12 protein-coding genes, 11 tRNA genes, 2 rRNA genes and 1 riboswitch are annotated in these 14,035 nt (G+C 37.9%); of the genes, 5 read left to right on the top strand and 20 right to left on the bottom strand.

The features are described 5' to 3' along the window. Positions 1 to 5: 5 nt before the first annotated feature. The 5 genes from F3D3_RS09555 to F3D3_RS09535 form a co-directional block, all read right to left on the bottom strand. Positions 6 to 1,253: a helical backbone metal receptor gene (locus tag F3D3_RS09555; protein ID WP_069873366.1), complete on the bottom strand. Its 1,248-nt coding sequence runs from the start codon at positions 1,251 to 1,253 to the stop codon at positions 6 to 8. Further along, positions 1,237 to 2,331, bottom strand: coding sequence for a histidinol-phosphate transaminase (locus tag F3D3_RS09550; RefSeq protein ID WP_069873365.1), 1,095 nt, complete (start codon positions 2,329 to 2,331; stop codon positions 1,237 to 1,239). The genes F3D3_RS09555 and F3D3_RS09550 overlap by 17 nt, the downstream gene beginning before the upstream one ends. Before the next feature lie 55 nt (positions 2,332 to 2,386). Beyond that, the gene (gene cbiB, locus F3D3_RS09545; RefSeq protein ID WP_255364383.1) at positions 2,387 to 3,346 is read right to left on the bottom strand and encodes an adenosylcobinamide-phosphate synthase CbiB; all 960 of its coding nucleotides are present in this window, start codon (positions 3,344 to 3,346) and stop codon (positions 2,387 to 2,389) included. Next, positions 3,340 to 4,851, bottom strand: a complete 1,512-nt coding sequence (locus F3D3_RS09540) for a cobyric acid synthase (protein ID WP_069873696.1) — start codon at positions 4,849 to 4,851, stop codon at positions 3,340 to 3,342. The genes cbiB and F3D3_RS09540 overlap by 7 nt, the downstream gene beginning before the upstream one ends. Before the next feature lie 94 nt (positions 4,852 to 4,945). Continuing rightward, positions 4,946 to 5,124, bottom strand: a riboswitch (cobalamin riboswitch). Between the two features lie 46 nt (positions 5,125 to 5,170). Beyond that, positions 5,171 to 5,620 (bottom strand): peroxiredoxin, encoded by a 450-nt coding sequence (locus F3D3_RS09535; protein ID WP_069873361.1) that lies wholly within the window; start codon positions 5,618 to 5,620, stop codon positions 5,171 to 5,173. A 263-nt stretch (positions 5,621 to 5,883) separates the two neighbouring features. Between F3D3_RS09535 and F3D3_RS09530 the strand changes: the two genes are divergently transcribed. The 5 genes from F3D3_RS09530 to F3D3_RS09510 are packed head-to-tail and all read left to right on the top strand — an operon-like array spanning position 5,884 to position 10,033. Then, positions 5,884 to 6,324, top strand: a complete 441-nt coding sequence (locus F3D3_RS09530) for an ACT domain-containing protein (RefSeq protein WP_069873359.1) — start codon at positions 5,884 to 5,886, stop codon at positions 6,322 to 6,324. A 21-nt stretch (positions 6,325 to 6,345) separates the two neighbouring features. Beyond that, positions 6,346 to 7,581: a homoserine dehydrogenase gene (locus F3D3_RS09525; RefSeq protein ID WP_069873357.1), complete on the top strand. Its 1,236-nt coding sequence runs from the start codon at positions 6,346 to 6,348 to the stop codon at positions 7,579 to 7,581. Between the two features lie 44 nt (positions 7,582 to 7,625). Then, positions 7,626 to 7,898 (top strand): pyridoxal-phosphate dependent enzyme, encoded by a 273-nt coding sequence (locus F3D3_RS09520; protein ID WP_069873355.1) that lies wholly within the window; start codon positions 7,626 to 7,628, stop codon positions 7,896 to 7,898. Then, a complete protein-coding gene (gene thrB / locus F3D3_RS09515) occupies positions 7,891 to 8,799 on the top strand; it encodes a homoserine kinase (protein WP_069873354.1) in 909 nt (302 codons plus the stop codon). Before F3D3_RS09520 ends, thrB begins: the two co-directional genes overlap by 8 nt. 10 nt (positions 8,800 to 8,809) lie before the next feature. Beyond that, complete coding sequence (locus tag F3D3_RS09510) at positions 8,810 to 10,033, top strand: aspartate kinase (RefSeq protein WP_069873352.1); 1,224 nt, start codon at positions 8,810 to 8,812, stop codon at positions 10,031 to 10,033. 288 nt (positions 10,034 to 10,321) lie between these two features. Here F3D3_RS09510 and F3D3_RS09505 read toward each other — a convergent pair whose 3' ends face one another. The 15 genes from F3D3_RS09505 to F3D3_RS09435 all read right to left on the bottom strand — a co-directional run. After that, positions 10,322 to 11,266: an aminoglycoside phosphotransferase family protein gene (locus tag F3D3_RS09505; RefSeq protein WP_069873350.1), complete on the bottom strand. Its 945-nt coding sequence runs from the start codon at positions 11,264 to 11,266 to the stop codon at positions 10,322 to 10,324. A gap of 23 nt (positions 11,267 to 11,289) precedes the next feature. Beyond that, positions 11,290 to 11,598: a hypothetical protein gene (locus F3D3_RS09500; protein WP_069873348.1), complete on the bottom strand. Its 309-nt coding sequence runs from the start codon at positions 11,596 to 11,598 to the stop codon at positions 11,290 to 11,292. Positions 11,599 to 11,784: 186 nt separating this feature from the next. Next, positions 11,785 to 11,860, bottom strand: a tRNA-Lys gene (locus F3D3_RS09495). A gap of 36 nt (positions 11,861 to 11,896) precedes the next feature. Next, positions 11,897 to 11,980: transfer RNA gene (locus F3D3_RS09490), tRNA-Leu, on the bottom strand. Between the two features lie 2 nt (positions 11,981 to 11,982). Further along, positions 11,983 to 12,058 (bottom strand) — tRNA-Val (locus tag F3D3_RS09485). Between the two features lie 86 nt (positions 12,059 to 12,144). After that, positions 12,145 to 12,221, bottom strand: a tRNA-Arg gene (locus F3D3_RS09480). 6 nt (positions 12,222 to 12,227) lie between these two features. Continuing rightward, a tRNA-Cys gene (locus F3D3_RS09475) sits at positions 12,228 to 12,302 on the bottom strand. Positions 12,303 to 12,307: 5 nt separating this feature from the next. Further along, positions 12,308 to 12,383, bottom strand: a tRNA-Lys gene (locus tag F3D3_RS09470). A 9-nt stretch (positions 12,384 to 12,392) separates the two neighbouring features. Beyond that, positions 12,393 to 12,466, bottom strand: a tRNA-Gly gene (locus F3D3_RS09465). An 8-nt stretch (positions 12,467 to 12,474) separates the two neighbouring features. Continuing rightward, a tRNA-Gly gene (locus F3D3_RS09460) sits at positions 12,475 to 12,549 on the bottom strand. Between the two features lie 3 nt (positions 12,550 to 12,552). Continuing rightward, positions 12,553 to 12,636: transfer RNA gene (locus F3D3_RS09455), tRNA-Leu, on the bottom strand. A gap of 3 nt (positions 12,637 to 12,639) precedes the next feature. Then, positions 12,640 to 12,715: transfer RNA gene (locus F3D3_RS09450), tRNA-Val, on the bottom strand. Between the two features lie 69 nt (positions 12,716 to 12,784). Next, a tRNA-Glu gene (locus F3D3_RS09445) sits at positions 12,785 to 12,859 on the bottom strand. Between the two features lie 50 nt (positions 12,860 to 12,909). Continuing rightward, a 5S ribosomal RNA gene (gene rrf / locus F3D3_RS09440) occupies positions 12,910 to 13,026 on the bottom strand. A gap of 194 nt (positions 13,027 to 13,220) precedes the next feature. Beyond that, positions 13,221 to 14,035 (bottom strand): 23S ribosomal RNA (locus F3D3_RS09435); the annotation flags it as partial.

Raw genomic sequence — 14,035 nt, 5'->3', positions numbered from 1 at the left:
TGCATTTAGTAATTCAAATCACTTTCATAATCTGGATAAAGCGTATGAATGATCTGCTTTAAGCCTAAATCAATCACACGAGGACCCGGTATTGAAAACACATTACTGTCAATCTTAATGTAATGATCGTCTTTAAGTGCCTTTAAATTCTTGTAGTTATCGCTCGCTATCATTGTATCATAATTGTAGCCCTCTCCAAATAAGTAGCTTGGATTATGTTCAATCAACTTTTCCAGACTATACGACCACCCCTCTACATCTGTGGCAACATTAATCCCACCGGCAACTTGTAGCACTTCATTAATGAAAGTACCGTTGCCAGCAGTATGTTCTTTTTTACCAGTGCCAACGACATAATATATGGTTTTGCGTTCAGATTCTGGGATCAAAGCGACTGTCTGATTAACGCGATCTACTTTTAGTTTAAGAGAAGAAATCAAAGCTCTCGCCTCATACTTATGATCTACTAGCGCTCCTAATTTCGAAATAAAAGTATAAATTTCATTAATTTTACTTGGAGATTTTTGAGTTAACGTTTGAATTTTAGCACTTGTTAAAGTTTTAAGGACATCCTCATTTATATGTGTTGCCGCGATAACAACTTCTGGTTCTAAATCCAAAATACCTTCCAAATCGGGTTCATAAAGAGAACCCACCGTCTGTATCGCCTTTGCCTCGGTTGGATAATTGCAATAAAGGGTTCTCCCAACAAGCGTATCTCCAGCACCGATTGCAAATAAAATTTCCGTTACCGAAGGTGCTAACGAGACAACTCTTTTAGCGGGTGCTTTAAATTTATAGTGCACATCACCATCACTGATTACAATTGGAAATTTTTCATCACCCAATTTATATAAAGTCACTTGATGCGACTTTGGGGTCCATCCCACTCTATAGTTGATGGTTTCAAAGAAAAACTTCATAGGAATATAAGGGACACCATTGCGCACATAAATTTTAGAGTCCAATGAGATTACGGCATCATTTACAGTCACTTTGTTGGTATCTCTATAAAAGGTAAGACTTACATCACTATTTTTGACGATAATCATTTGGCCTTTGATCTCTGTAGTAAAGCCAAAGGTCTTTAAGTCTTCACTAGAAATATACGTTCTTCCATTTTTTATTTCTGTTGTCACGATTTTATTTTCACCATTGACTTCAACAGTTGATGCAAAGGATAACAGCCCTGCTACTACAAGCATCATCAAACCGATTAATAAACAACTTGATTTTCTATATACTGTACCCACTCAATACCTCCTTAATGGCATTTACCAATATAATATTTTCTGCTCTTTCTCTTATTGCAATTCTAAAATAGGATTTACCAAGTCCTATAAAATCTTCGCATTTCCTTAAATAGATCTTGCTCTTAAGCATCCTATCAAAGAAAGTCAAATGCATTGAATCCGGAATTTGGATTAAAAAGTAATTTGCCTCTCCTTTATAATAACTTAAACCTTCGATTTCGGATAATTGCCTTGCGATAAAATTGGATTCTGATTCACACCATTTTTTTATGCGCTCGATATGCCCCTCTTGATTGACTAAGAAGGGAATTGCCTTAAGTGCAAACGCATTAAGGGACCACGGTTCTTTATAACGCTTCATTTTGTCAATCGTTTCCGTATCACTTAACCCATAGCCAATCCTCAGACCAGGCACCTCAAAGTTTTTGGTCATTGATCTCAATAAAAAAACCGACTTTAAGCCCTTCATTTGTAAATTAGAAAGCGCCAATTTATCATAGGATACAAAATCTAAAAAAGATTCATCTATAAAAATTTTAAAATTCGGGTCATTTACGCCATCCATAATTTGCTCTACAAATGCACGTGAATAAAGATGACCTGTTGGATTGTTTGGATTGCATAATACCAACAACTCTATTTTTTGATTTACAATTGTATAAATTATTTGTTCCAATAATTTGACATCATCAACAGCAATCGATAATTGATTGCCCTCGGCTTTAACAAAATCAAGGAGTGAAAAAACCGCCACATCTACATGATTTAACTCAAGTGCACGTCTATACTCAGTAAAAGTAGGCTCAAGTATCAGAGCCTTTGAAACACCGATACTCCTTGAATACAAATAGATTAACTCAGTTGCACCATTTCCTAAAATGATCTCATCAGATTGATACCCTGTCCTATGCGCTATCGCATCACGCGCCGAAACGCCATCAATTTCAGGATATTTCCGAAGTTCTTCAAATGTATCCAACATCAATTCTTTTAAACCTTCCGGATAAGAAAGTGGCGGAATATTGACACTGAAATCAATTACACCCTCTGATCCAAAATAGCCCCCATGAAAATTCATTTTGCCTCCTACTTTTAAGCAATATACATCATTAACAGTGCGATCCTTGATTATTCTATGAGATGCTATTCACCAAAAGAAGTCCTAATAGCAATAATATAATCTCTGAAACATACATCACTTGCACCGATTTATCAATATCAGCAACTTCAAAAGCTCTTAATCTATCGCCAATCGTCGGTTTGTAGACTTGTTCTCCAAAATAGATATTTGTTCCTCCCAGTTGAATCCCCAGTAATCCCGCTGTAACCGATTCTGGATACCCACAATTGGGACTTTTATGATTTTGATGATCTCTCACCATGATGATAAAACCTTTTTTTGCATTCAACTTTAAAACAGCACCTGCCGCAAGCATAAAGACAGCGCCCAATCGTGCAGGCATAAAATTTAATAGATCATCCGTTTTAGCAGAGATCATACCAATCTCTTTATAAGGCGCTTGCATATACCCTACCATAGAGTCAAGCGTATTTACACTTTTGTATATAAGGGCAAATGCCACCGCCATTGAAATCCCATTAAAAGTAAACAAACTGCCCACAAGCATATAAAAAAGAGGTGCTAAAATGCCATCCACAGTATTTTCAGATACCGTCTCAATAATCCCTCTCAATACTTGTTCTTCTGTTAATGTATCGGTATCCCTTCCCACTAAATAACTCAATTCTTTTCTCGATGCTTCAATCTGGTTGGATTGGATTAGTTGCTTCACTTTTACAGCTTCATCTTTAAGGCATTTACAAGCAAGACAAGTATATAATAAATAGATATTTAAAATTCTAAAAAAATAAGGGTGGCAAACTGATGCAGCAAACATATATAACGATAAAACAGTTGATACTGTTAAAATCATTAATATAAATCCACCCACATAGAGGTTTTTTGAAAAGCGTCTAATGAGCTTCTCAAAATTACGGATTAACCACCCTATAAACCTAACTGGATGCGGCCAATTAGGAGGATCACCTACTAACCAGTCCAAAAGGACTGCGATACCGATATTGACTAACAATCTAACACCCTCGATTCCTCTAAAAATTTTCGAATCAAAGTCATATCCATATATTTTTTAACGTGCTCAGCTAATCGGTCATACTCTCTGTCTTTGAGAACTTCAAACGAATCTTCCCTGTCATCAGATGTAATCCCTTTTTGAGCCCTAATTTTATCTAATATTGCATTCCTGAAATGGTCATTGTCAAATATGCCATGAAAATAAGTGCCCATGACTCGACCGGATTCATCTATTGCGCCATCGAAATTTCCCTTAGAATTCAGCGCAAAAGGCACTACATCAACGCTATTAAAAAGGGTTTCTCCCATGTGTATTTCGTAACCTTTAATTTGCATTTTCTCAGTAATAAGACCAAAGTAATTATTTTGAATGGTTGCCTCACTTTGAACAGTTGTTTTTTCTGTTGCCATAACGGTCTCTACATTTAATAATCCAAGACCACTAATCATTTGATCGATAGACTCCACACTATCTGGATCGGAAATACTGTTGCCGAGGATTTGATAACCGCCGCAAATACCAAAAATTGGTTTTTCAGCTTTGTGGAATCTGTATATCGCCTGATTAATCTTATGCTTAATAATAAATTGCATGTCAAAGATGGTATTTTTACTGCCGGGAATAATTAAAAGATCACAACTTTCTATTTCACTTTCCGTAGTGACATATTCAAGACTCACATCGGATTCCATATCGAACACGGTAAAATCGCTGAAGTTTGACATATAGGGCAATCTAATAACCCCTACTTTTATAGGCTTATCTGATTTCATATACAAACGTTCAGACACACTATCTTCATCATCAATTTTAAGTTGCTCAATAAAAGGAATAATGCCTACACAAGGAATACCGATCTTTTCTTCCATCATTTTGACGCCAGGCACTAAAAGTGCCACATCACCTCTAAATTTATTGATGACAAAACCTTTAATACGCGCCCTTTCCGATTCAGACAGCAACATATAAGTCCCGTATATAGAGGCAAACACCCCCCCTTTATCCACATCGCCAATCAATACGACATCCGTATCCACAATTTCTGCGAGTCCCATATTGACAATATCTCGGCTTCTGAGATTGATTTCAGCCGGAGAACCTGCACCTTCTATAACAATAACATCATAGTTTTGGTTGAGGCTATTAAAGGCGGTTCTTATATGAGGCACCAAAAAATCCTTCTTTGAAAAATATTCACTGGCTTTCATGTTCTTAAACACTTGACCATTTAAGATAATTTGCGAGCCCACATAACTTGTCGGTTTTAATAAAATTGGATTCATCGCAACATCTGGTTCAATTCTAGCGGCCTCTGCTTGAACCACCTGAGCACGCCCCATTTCTTTTCCATCTTTTGTAATGAAAGAATTTAAGGCCATGTTTTGAGATTTAAACGGTGCTACACGATAGCCTTCATCGTTTAAAATTCTGCACATTGCTGCTACAATAAGGCTTTTCCCAACAGTTGAACCCGTGCCCTGAAACATTAGTTTTTTTGCCATAACATCCTCACTTTTATCTTCAAAAAAAAACACACGCAGAAATGCGTGTGTTGAATATACAATCAATTCAAATCACCCGACTTCCCTCCGAAGTAGATTCATCCTAAATCAAGGCAGGTTTCCTGGCTCATAGATCACTTTACTTTCCATCCTTCCCAATTTCTCAGTGGATTCTTGGATTTCATCACTATATACAGTAGCGGGGGCTGCAGAGGATTTCAACCTCTTTCCCTCTTAGCTAAAAGAGTAAGCACCTTGATTAAACTATTCAATTTTCTTCTCTATTATACGGGTGGTTTTATAGAATGTCAAGGCAGTATTACTTTTGCAAATGATCCAGTACAGCACGCGCATGCCCTTTTGCCTTTACACCTCTGAACTCAGTTATACATAAAAGCCCTTCTCTAAAGACAAAAGTGGATCTTTCTGTTCCAGTCACAAGTTTCCCATATAATTTTTTATCTTTGATGACATCAAAGCATTGATGCAGTACTTTTGCTTCATCAGATATTAAGTTGAAAGGTAAATTGAATTTTTCTTTGAATCGCTCATGAGACTTCATAGAATCTTTACTGATCCCATATACTTCATATCCCAATGCTTTAAACTCATCATATAAATCAGCAAAGTCCTGTGCTTCTAAAGTGCAACCAGATGTATTGTCTTTAGGATAAAAATAGAGAATAAAATTCTGCTCCATAAGCACAGTTCGATCAATTTGTCCACTTCCGGTCATTTTTAAAACAAAATCATCTTTTAAATAACGCATATAAGCCCTCCTAATTTAATCGCTTTTTCATAACAATTATATACCCGCTTATACTCAAAGGACTACAAAATTCACAATCCGTCAGATTATTACATAACAATTCATAGCTTTAACCGCTCATAAAACACACCCTTAAATGTTCTAAAATAAAAACATGAATTATATTTAACAATTGCCTTGTATACAGTATTTTAATGTGCTATAATCCTTATTAATATCATTTGGCGAACAATTGTCCGTCTGTAGAATACACGGAGGTTAACATGGATAAAGGAAAATTCTTACTCATACACATTGATGTTCTACCTGAAGTCTTTATTAAAGTTGTAGAAGCCAAAACACTTTTAAAAGAAGGCAAATCCACATCAGTTTCCGATGCGGTAAAAAAAGTAGGTATCAGTAGAAGTACATTTTATAAATACAATGATTTTGTCTTTGCACTAGGCGATGGCGTCATTGGAAAAAAGGCCACTGTCTCCATGAATTTAGATCATCATTCAGGTCGATTGTCCAAAGTACTTGATTGCATTGCCCATAACAATGGCAATATCATGACCATTAGCCAAAGTAGTCCCATTGATCTAATGGCCAATGTTACGATTACTATTGATATATCCGAAATGACCAACTCATTTACGACACTCTCTAACGAATTAAAAAATATAGAAGGTGTTCACAAATTTTCTTTACTTGGCATTGAATAACTTGAACTAGGGGGTTCTTATATGAAAATTGCGTTGCTTGGATACGGAACTGTAGGTTCTGGTGTCTACGAGCTCATAGAAAAAAATAATGAAAGTATACAGGAAAACTTTTCAAAAAATGTGCGCGTTGAAAGAATTCTTGTAAACAGCTTAAATAAGTACAAAACACATAAAGCTTTTAATATCTTTACGAACAGTTTTGAGGATCTCATAAAGGAAGAATTTGACATCGCGATAGAAACGATTGGTGGGATATATCCCGCATATGATTATCTCGAGTACTTTCTAAAAAAAGGCATCCCAGTTATTACTGCTAATAAAGATTTGATTGCTGAAAAAGGCGCTGCCCTTTTGGAACTTGCAAAACTCAATAACACCATTTTAAGTTTTGAGGCGAGTGTAGGTGGTGGTATTCCCATTCTAAAGCCACTTCAAGAATGCTTAGCCGGTAACACCATAAAGAACATCAGCGCTGTCATCAATGGTACAACAAACTATATTCTCACCAAAATGTTTAACGACGATATTTCTTATGAAACGGCACTTGAACTCGCGCAGGAAATGGGTTTTGCCGAATCCGATCCAACCTCAGATGTTGAAGGCTACGATGCAATGAGAAAGCTAGTCATCCTCTCCTCGATTGGTTACAAAAAAAATATCAAATGGACGGACTTGCCGATTGAAGGCATTTCTAACATTCTTAAAGCAGATATCGACTATGCACACAGTGAAAATTATAGAATGAAACTCATGGCATTTTCAGAAGATATGGGAGATGGCATCTACGGCACCGTCAGACCTGTTTATGTAACCAGTCAATCAAAGTACGCCAAGATTGACAATGAGTATAATGCCGTTATTTTGGAGGGTGATGCTGTTGGTGAACTCATGTTTACTGGAAAAGGTGCTGGCAAGTTCCCCACGGCTAGTGCGATCTTAGGGGATTTGCTCGATATTATTCAAAATAAGAAAATACAGCCTTCTTATCATTATCAAGATAGTGTACACATTCATCAATATTACCCGAAAAAATCAAAATGGGTCATTCGACTAACAAATGGAAAGCTTCAAGAATTGACTATGCTCCTATTTGAATGCTTTTCATCAAATGCGATTAAGCTCTCAAAAGATGCAAATTCAGACATCCTTTATGTAGAATTGGTTGCTGAAAATGAAGAAACCCTGCTTCAACAATTAAATCAAATTGCTCATAAAGCAAATTGTAAGTATAAACACTTTCTTGTATTTGATAAATAGTAACTTGAGCACTACAAAATACTAAAAACATGGAGATCACTATTATGATGTACACAGGATTAATTAATCCATATAGAAAATATATGCCTTTGGCAGAGTCAACCGAAGCCATTACACTTAATGAAGGCAATACGCCGCTCATCCGCGCTAAAAATCTTGAAACCCTAATGCCTAGAATTGAAATTTATCTTAAATATGATGGTTTTAATCCAACAGGATCTTTTAAAGCTAGAGGCATGACCATGGCGGTTACTAAAGCCGTTGATAGCGACTATGATCACCTTAAATCGATTATTGGAGGCATACTGAATGATTAAGATTAAAGTCCCCGCTACATCAGCGAACATGGGACCTGGATTCGATACCCTAGGTGTGGCTTTGAATTTATTTAACACAATTTCAGTTGAAAAAACAAAAGATAACGTGCACTCAGTCTCATGGGAAAATGGAAAAGTTGAAGTTGAAGATATAGATAATTATGTAAAACTCACACTTGATAATATCCTGTCTAAGTATGGTTTTGAAGATACAGGTTACAACCTCACTATGGGCGAATGCCAGATTCCGATTTCACGAGGCCTTGGCAGCTCTGCTGCTTCTATCGTTGCAGGTATCTTTGCCGCTAACTACCTTATGGATTTCAAACTCAGCACACCTGAGATTATTCATCTTGCAACAGAAATTGAGGGGCATCCAGATAATGTAGTCCCTACAATTTTAGGCAATATGGTCATTTCTTGTCTAGACCATGACTCTCATAAAGTTTTCTATTCAACGGTGGATTTCCCAGATGAAATACAATTTAAAGTGTTGATACCAGATTTCAGAGTGAGCACAAGAGACGCTCGAAAAGTTTTACCTACTGAGTATTCTCTTTCTCAATGTGTTAACAATATCTCAAGAGTAAGCATGCTTATTAATGCGCTCAATACAAGAAATTATGATCTATTGAGCTTTTCTCTTAAAGATGAAATTCACGAGCCGTATAGAATTAAACTTATACACGAATCAGATATTATTATGCAAAAACTTAAAGAAACCAATGTTGTTGGTTCCTTTATAAGTGGTGCTGGACCTACTCTTATTGGTTTGGTGAAATGCGAAGATACTGAATTTGATTTGATTTTCAATCCATTTTTAAAAACGTTGAATCACGCATGGATGTTAAAGTCTTTAACCGTCAATAAAAACGGTACAACTTACGAATTACTAGAATAAAGAGGTGCTTATGAATCAAATCATCATTCAGAAATATGGGGGCAGCTCCGTTGCAAATGCAGAGCGCATTCAGCGCGTCGCCAATCATATTATTGAACAAAAAAAGAAAGGTTTCAATCCCGTAGTGGTTGTCTCTGCAATGGGTGATTCTACAGATCATCTCATAGAACTTGCAAAAAGCATCACGGCTACGCCCTCTTCAAGAGAAATGGATATGTTACTTTCAACTGGAGAACAAATTTCAATTTCGTTACTGGCTATGGCCATTGAATCAAAGGGCTATAAAGCGATTTCACTAACAGGTTATCAATGTGGCATTCAAACTGATCCCTATTATTCAAAAGCCAAAATTAACGAAATCATTACAGATCGAATCCTATCAGAAATTAATGAAGATAAAATTGTCATTGTTGCTGGCTTTCAAGGCATAAGTAAAAATGGGGATATAACCACTTTGGGCAGAGGCGGATCCGATACAACTGCAGTTGCCTTAGCTGTAGCCCTAAATGCAAAGCTGTGTGAAATTTATACAGATGTCAAGGGCATTTACACTGCTGATCCCAGATCTGTTAAAGAGGCTTGCCTAATACAAACTATCAGTTATGATGAAATGCTTGAACTTGCAAAGCTAGGTGCCAAGGTCATGCATCCTAGATCAGTTGAGCTTGCAAGAAAAAACAACATGAAACTCGTGGTGAGATCCTCGTTTGAGCTTGACCACCCCGGCACTATAATTAAAGAGGTGAAATGTATGGAAAAAGCACAAGTTAGAGGTGTAACCCTAGATGACAATATTGTAAGACTCACCGTATCAAGCGTCCCTGACAAACCTGGTATAGCTTATAAAATGTTTTCAGCATTGGCTGCACAAAACGTTCACATCGATATGATTATTCAAAACTTAAATCATAACGACCTCAATGATATTTCTTTTACAATCCCAAAGGATGAACTGGCTCATGTCAAACCCACTATAGACGCTTTTATAAAAGAAGTAGAGGCAAATGAACTTCTTATTAAAACTGACGTCGCTAAATTATCAATCGTTGGTACTGGTATAACATCTGATGCCACAATTGCCTCTGGTCTCTTCGGTGCATTGTATCAATTGGGGATTAACATAGAAATGATCTCCACTTCAGAAATTAAAATTTCATGTATTATAGATGAAAAACAAGCAACTGAAGCTTTATCTGAAATTCACAATTTTTTCGAGTTAAATAAAGTCATTTAACTGTTCATAAAAAACTTCCATAATTCAACTGAATAAGTTGTTTTATGGAAGTTTTTAACCGAAGCGTCTACTCAGTCCGCTTCGCTACCCTCGTAACACTTGCACAATCCTATCGGATTGCATTCATTGGGCGTTTGGACTCCCAATGAATTAGGAATATGAACCCCCACTTTGAGAAGTGGGGGACATCTCCTCAAGGGTTATATAGAGCATTCTACTTTGTCCCACAAAGAGCGAAACGTTCCCCCTGCTCTCTCTGTCACTGCGATTAGACCTTGTCATTTTAAACTAAATATAAAAGTCTTCAATTCGATCAATTTTCAATAATAAATCAGACAAATATGCCATCGTTTCAATATAAAAATCATTTGAAACATATTTTGCCCAGCTGCTTAGATCAATCCCTAGTCTTAAAAGATTGAATTTCAGCTCTATGTTAAAACTTGCATCAATAGTCAATAAGGTTTCATAACCAGATTTAAAGGGTTTAATCAAATGTGGTGCTTTAAGAAAATACTTTCTATAGAGTCCAATAATATCAAAATGTTCATTAAATACAACACATTTTTCAAAATCTAAAATAGTATCTAGTTTATAAACACCATTTAAACGACTCACAATAATATTTCTTCCATCTAAGTCTCTATGACATAATCTTCCTGCGTTTAGATCTCGTATATTCTGATATTCACGCCTCAATAGAGCAATAGCAGGTTCTAATATAACACCCTGTTCTTGATTATGCTTCAAATTATTTAAAATTAACCGCTCCGTATCCTCTATGATGAAGGCCTTATAACATTCAAGCGAACTTTGTTTATAATCTACCCAATCTCCAAAATAATCAAATTGCTTTACATTATGTAAACGAGCCATCTCTCTTCCTATATCATAGAATAAAGTATTGAGATTTGCATCTGATAATGTATTATAACACTGTTCAAGCACTTCACCTTCAATAAAGTCGTAAATAAGCCATTCCGTACCATTTGTCAAATTACCATTTTCGACTATTTTCAAATGACTCTGATTAAAATAAGAGAGTGCATTCATCTCACGACTTCTCTTTAGGGGTTTATAGTAAAATTTTATTATCCAACGCTCTAAAGGCGTGTATACCTTAAAGACTAAATTGCGATTTAAGTCATGATTACCACAAGGTAAAATATTAACTTTTGGTTGATTTAACTTGTCCTTAAAAATTTGATCAATTTCATCATATGTCACATTCATAAAAAAACCCTTCCGCCATCGTTTCAATAAATGATTACCTTCCATAATAGCACTATAAGTACAATGAGTAGCAATAGCCCATTTTTCCAAAGTGAGACTTGATCTCTATACAGCCATTTCAAAATTAGCCAACTTATCAATATGACCACAAAAAGTTGAGCCCCTGGAATATAAAGGCCTTCATTGCCTTGGGTATATGCGGGTAAATTAAAGTTCACCAGTAATCTTTCAAGAAATGTATCACCCACCGGTAGAGATAATCCAATAATTAAACTTATAGCCGTTATAATATAAATTAGTATTGTTATAATAAATATATTTTTATTCTTCATCTACGCCTCTCAACTTTAGAATGCTTTTTTTCATTTTTTTTTGAATCTCATACCTTTTCATTATAGACTATTTTTTTTTAGACATCAATTCTCTGAGGCATTTATATTGTACATATTTATAAGACTAATTATTTTTTAAAAAAAACTGCTATGATTATATCACAGCAGTTAAGTCTTTTATGAGTATGGTGATCCATCCGCGATTCGAACGCGGGACCCCCTGATTAAGAGTCAAGTGCTCTACCAACTAAGCTAATGGACCTTATTATCTTACGATTATATGTACTGAAAAATAAGATGGTGCGGGTAGAGGGACTTGAACCCCCACGTACAAGACACTAGATCCTAAGTCTAGCGCGTCTGCCAATTCCGCCATACCCGCAATGGTGGGAGTTATAGGGCTCGAACCTATGACCCTCTGCTTGTAAGGCAGATGCTCTCCCAGCTGAGCTAAACTCCCATGTTTCCTTTATAACTTAAACAACTTCTGATTTTAAAAAACTGTTACGACTATACTATAATCATAACAGCTCACATTAATTTAGATGGCGCGCCCTAAGGGATTCGAACCCCTAACCTTCTGATTCGTAGTCAGACACTCTATCCAATTGAGCTAAGAGCGCAAATTTTGGAGGCGACGACCAGATTTGAACTGGTGAATAGAGGTTTTGCAGACCTCTGCCTTACCACTTGGCTACGTCGCCTTATATGGTGATCCATCCGCGACTCGAACGCGGGACACCCTGATTAAAAGTCAGATGCTCTACCGACTGAGCTAATGGACCATGCCTTTATGGAGCGGGTGAAGAGAATCGAACTCTCACAACCAGCTTGGAAGGCTGGGGCTCTACCATTGAGCTACACCCGCAAAAAAAATGGAGCGGAAGACGAGATTCGAACTCGCGACCCTCGCCTTGGCAAGGCGATGCTCTACCACTGAGCCACTTCCGCAATTGGTGCGGGTAGAGGGACTTGAACCCCCACGTACAAGACACTAGATCCTAAGTCTAGCGCGTCTGCCAATTCCGCCATACCCGCATATGGTGGGAGTTATAGGGCTCGAACCTATGACCCTCTGCTTGTAAGGCAGATGCTCTCCCAGCTGAGCTAAACTCCCATGTTGTCCATTTATAGTTTGGATAACTTCGATTGTTTTATGAAACCCATAATATACCTAAAAAAATTATGGTGACCCCTAGGGGAATCGAACCCCTGTTACCGCCGTGAAAGGGCGGTGTCTTGACCGCTTGACCAAGGGGCCATAGGCTCAATGTACAAACAATCAACACTAGATGCCAAAGCATACTAGATAACCAGCAACGTTCTACTCTCCCAGGCAGCTGCCCGCCAAGTACCATCGACGCTGGAGGACTTTACTTCTGTGTTCGGTATGGGAACAGGTGTAGCCCCTCCGCCTTCATCACTGGATTATCTCGTATTAAATTAAGTTCACAAGCACTCCGACACGCCTCCTGCATTTACTGCGTAAAGGCTATGTCGGCTTGAGATTCTTGCAAGCAAGAACTCAATGTTTGCACACTCAAAATTGCATATATCAGATTAACCGATTTGTTCTTTTGTGGTCTTAAACCTTGCTCGTTTTCACAAGTGAAAACTTGTCATTGGTCAAGTCCTCGATCTATTAGTACCTGTCAGCTGAATACATTACTGTACTTACACCTCAGGCCTATTACCATATTATCTACATGGGATCTTACTCCATAAAGGATGGGAAATCTCATCTTGAGGGGGGCTTCGCGCTTAGATGCCTTCAGCGCTTATCCCTTCCAAACTTAGCTACTCAGCAGTGCTCTTGGCAGAACAACTGATACACCAGAGGTTTGTCCATCCCGGTCCTCTCGTACTAAGGACAGCTCCTCTCAAATTTCCTACGCCCACAGCAGATAGGGACCGAACTGTCTCACGACGTTCTGAACCCAGCTCGCGTGCCTCTTTAATGGGCGAACAGCCCAACCCTTGGGACCTACTTCAGCCCCAGGATGAGACGAGCCGACATCGAGGTGCCAAACCTCCCCGTCGATGTGGACTCTTGGGGGAGATAAGCCTGTTATCCCCGGGGTAGCTTTTATCCGTTGAGCGATGGCCCTTCCATGCGGTGCCACCGGATCACTAAGCTCGACTTTCGTCCCTGCTCGAGGTGTCCCTCTCGCAGTCAAGCTCCCTTTTGCCTTTACACTCTTCGCGCGATTTCCAACCGCGCTGAGGGAACCTTTAGGCGCCTCCGTTACTCTTTAGGAGGCGACCGCCCCAGTCAAACTGCCCGCCTGACATTGTCCTAGAACAGGGTTACTGTCCATAGTTAGAATAACGTTATATCAAGAGTGGTATCCCAACAGTGACTCCATGAAGACTGGCGTCCTCACTTCTATGTCTCCCACCTATCCTGTACATGATATACCATTATCCAGTGCCAAGC

It is taken from the genome of Fusibacter sp. 3D3, from assembly GCF_001748365.1.
Classification (GTDB): domain Bacteria; phylum Bacillota; class Clostridia; order Peptostreptococcales; family Acidaminobacteraceae; genus Fusibacter_A.
The sequence above is the reverse complement of the archived record's forward strand: the minus strand, read 5'-3'. Positions and strand labels throughout refer to the sequence as shown.

What these genes read in the sequence shown, in the direction of transcription:
- F3D3_RS09550 (WP_069873365.1), bottom strand. Translation starts at nt 2,331, where the DNA reads ATGAATTTTCATGGGGGCTATTTTGGATCAGAGGGTGTAATTGATTTC.
- F3D3_RS09540 (WP_069873696.1), bottom strand. Translation starts at nt 4,851, where the DNA reads ATGGCAAAAAAACTAATGTTTCAGGGCACGGGTTCAACTGTTGGGAAA.
- F3D3_RS09535 (WP_069873361.1), bottom strand. Translation starts at nt 5,620, where the DNA reads ATGCGTTATTTAAAAGATGATTTTGTTTTAAAAATGACCGGAAGTGGA.
- F3D3_RS09530 (WP_069873359.1), top strand. Translation starts at nt 5,884, where the DNA reads ATGGATAAAGGAAAATTCTTACTCATACACATTGATGTTCTACCTGAA.
- F3D3_RS09525 (WP_069873357.1), top strand. Translation starts at nt 6,346, where the DNA reads ATGAAAATTGCGTTGCTTGGATACGGAACTGTAGGTTCTGGTGTCTAC.
- F3D3_RS09520 (WP_069873355.1), top strand. Translation starts at nt 7,626, where the DNA reads ATGATGTACACAGGATTAATTAATCCATATAGAAAATATATGCCTTTG.
- thrB (WP_069873354.1), top strand. Translation starts at nt 7,891, where the DNA reads ATGATTAAGATTAAAGTCCCCGCTACATCAGCGAACATGGGACCTGGA.
- F3D3_RS09510 (WP_069873352.1), top strand. Translation starts at nt 8,810, where the DNA reads ATGAATCAAATCATCATTCAGAAATATGGGGGCAGCTCCGTTGCAAAT.
- F3D3_RS09505 (WP_069873350.1), bottom strand. Translation starts at nt 11,266, where the DNA reads ATGAATGTGACATATGATGAAATTGATCAAATTTTTAAGGACAAGTTA.
- F3D3_RS09500 (WP_069873348.1), bottom strand. Translation starts at nt 11,598, where the DNA reads ATGAAGAATAAAAATATATTTATTATAACAATACTAATTTATATTATA.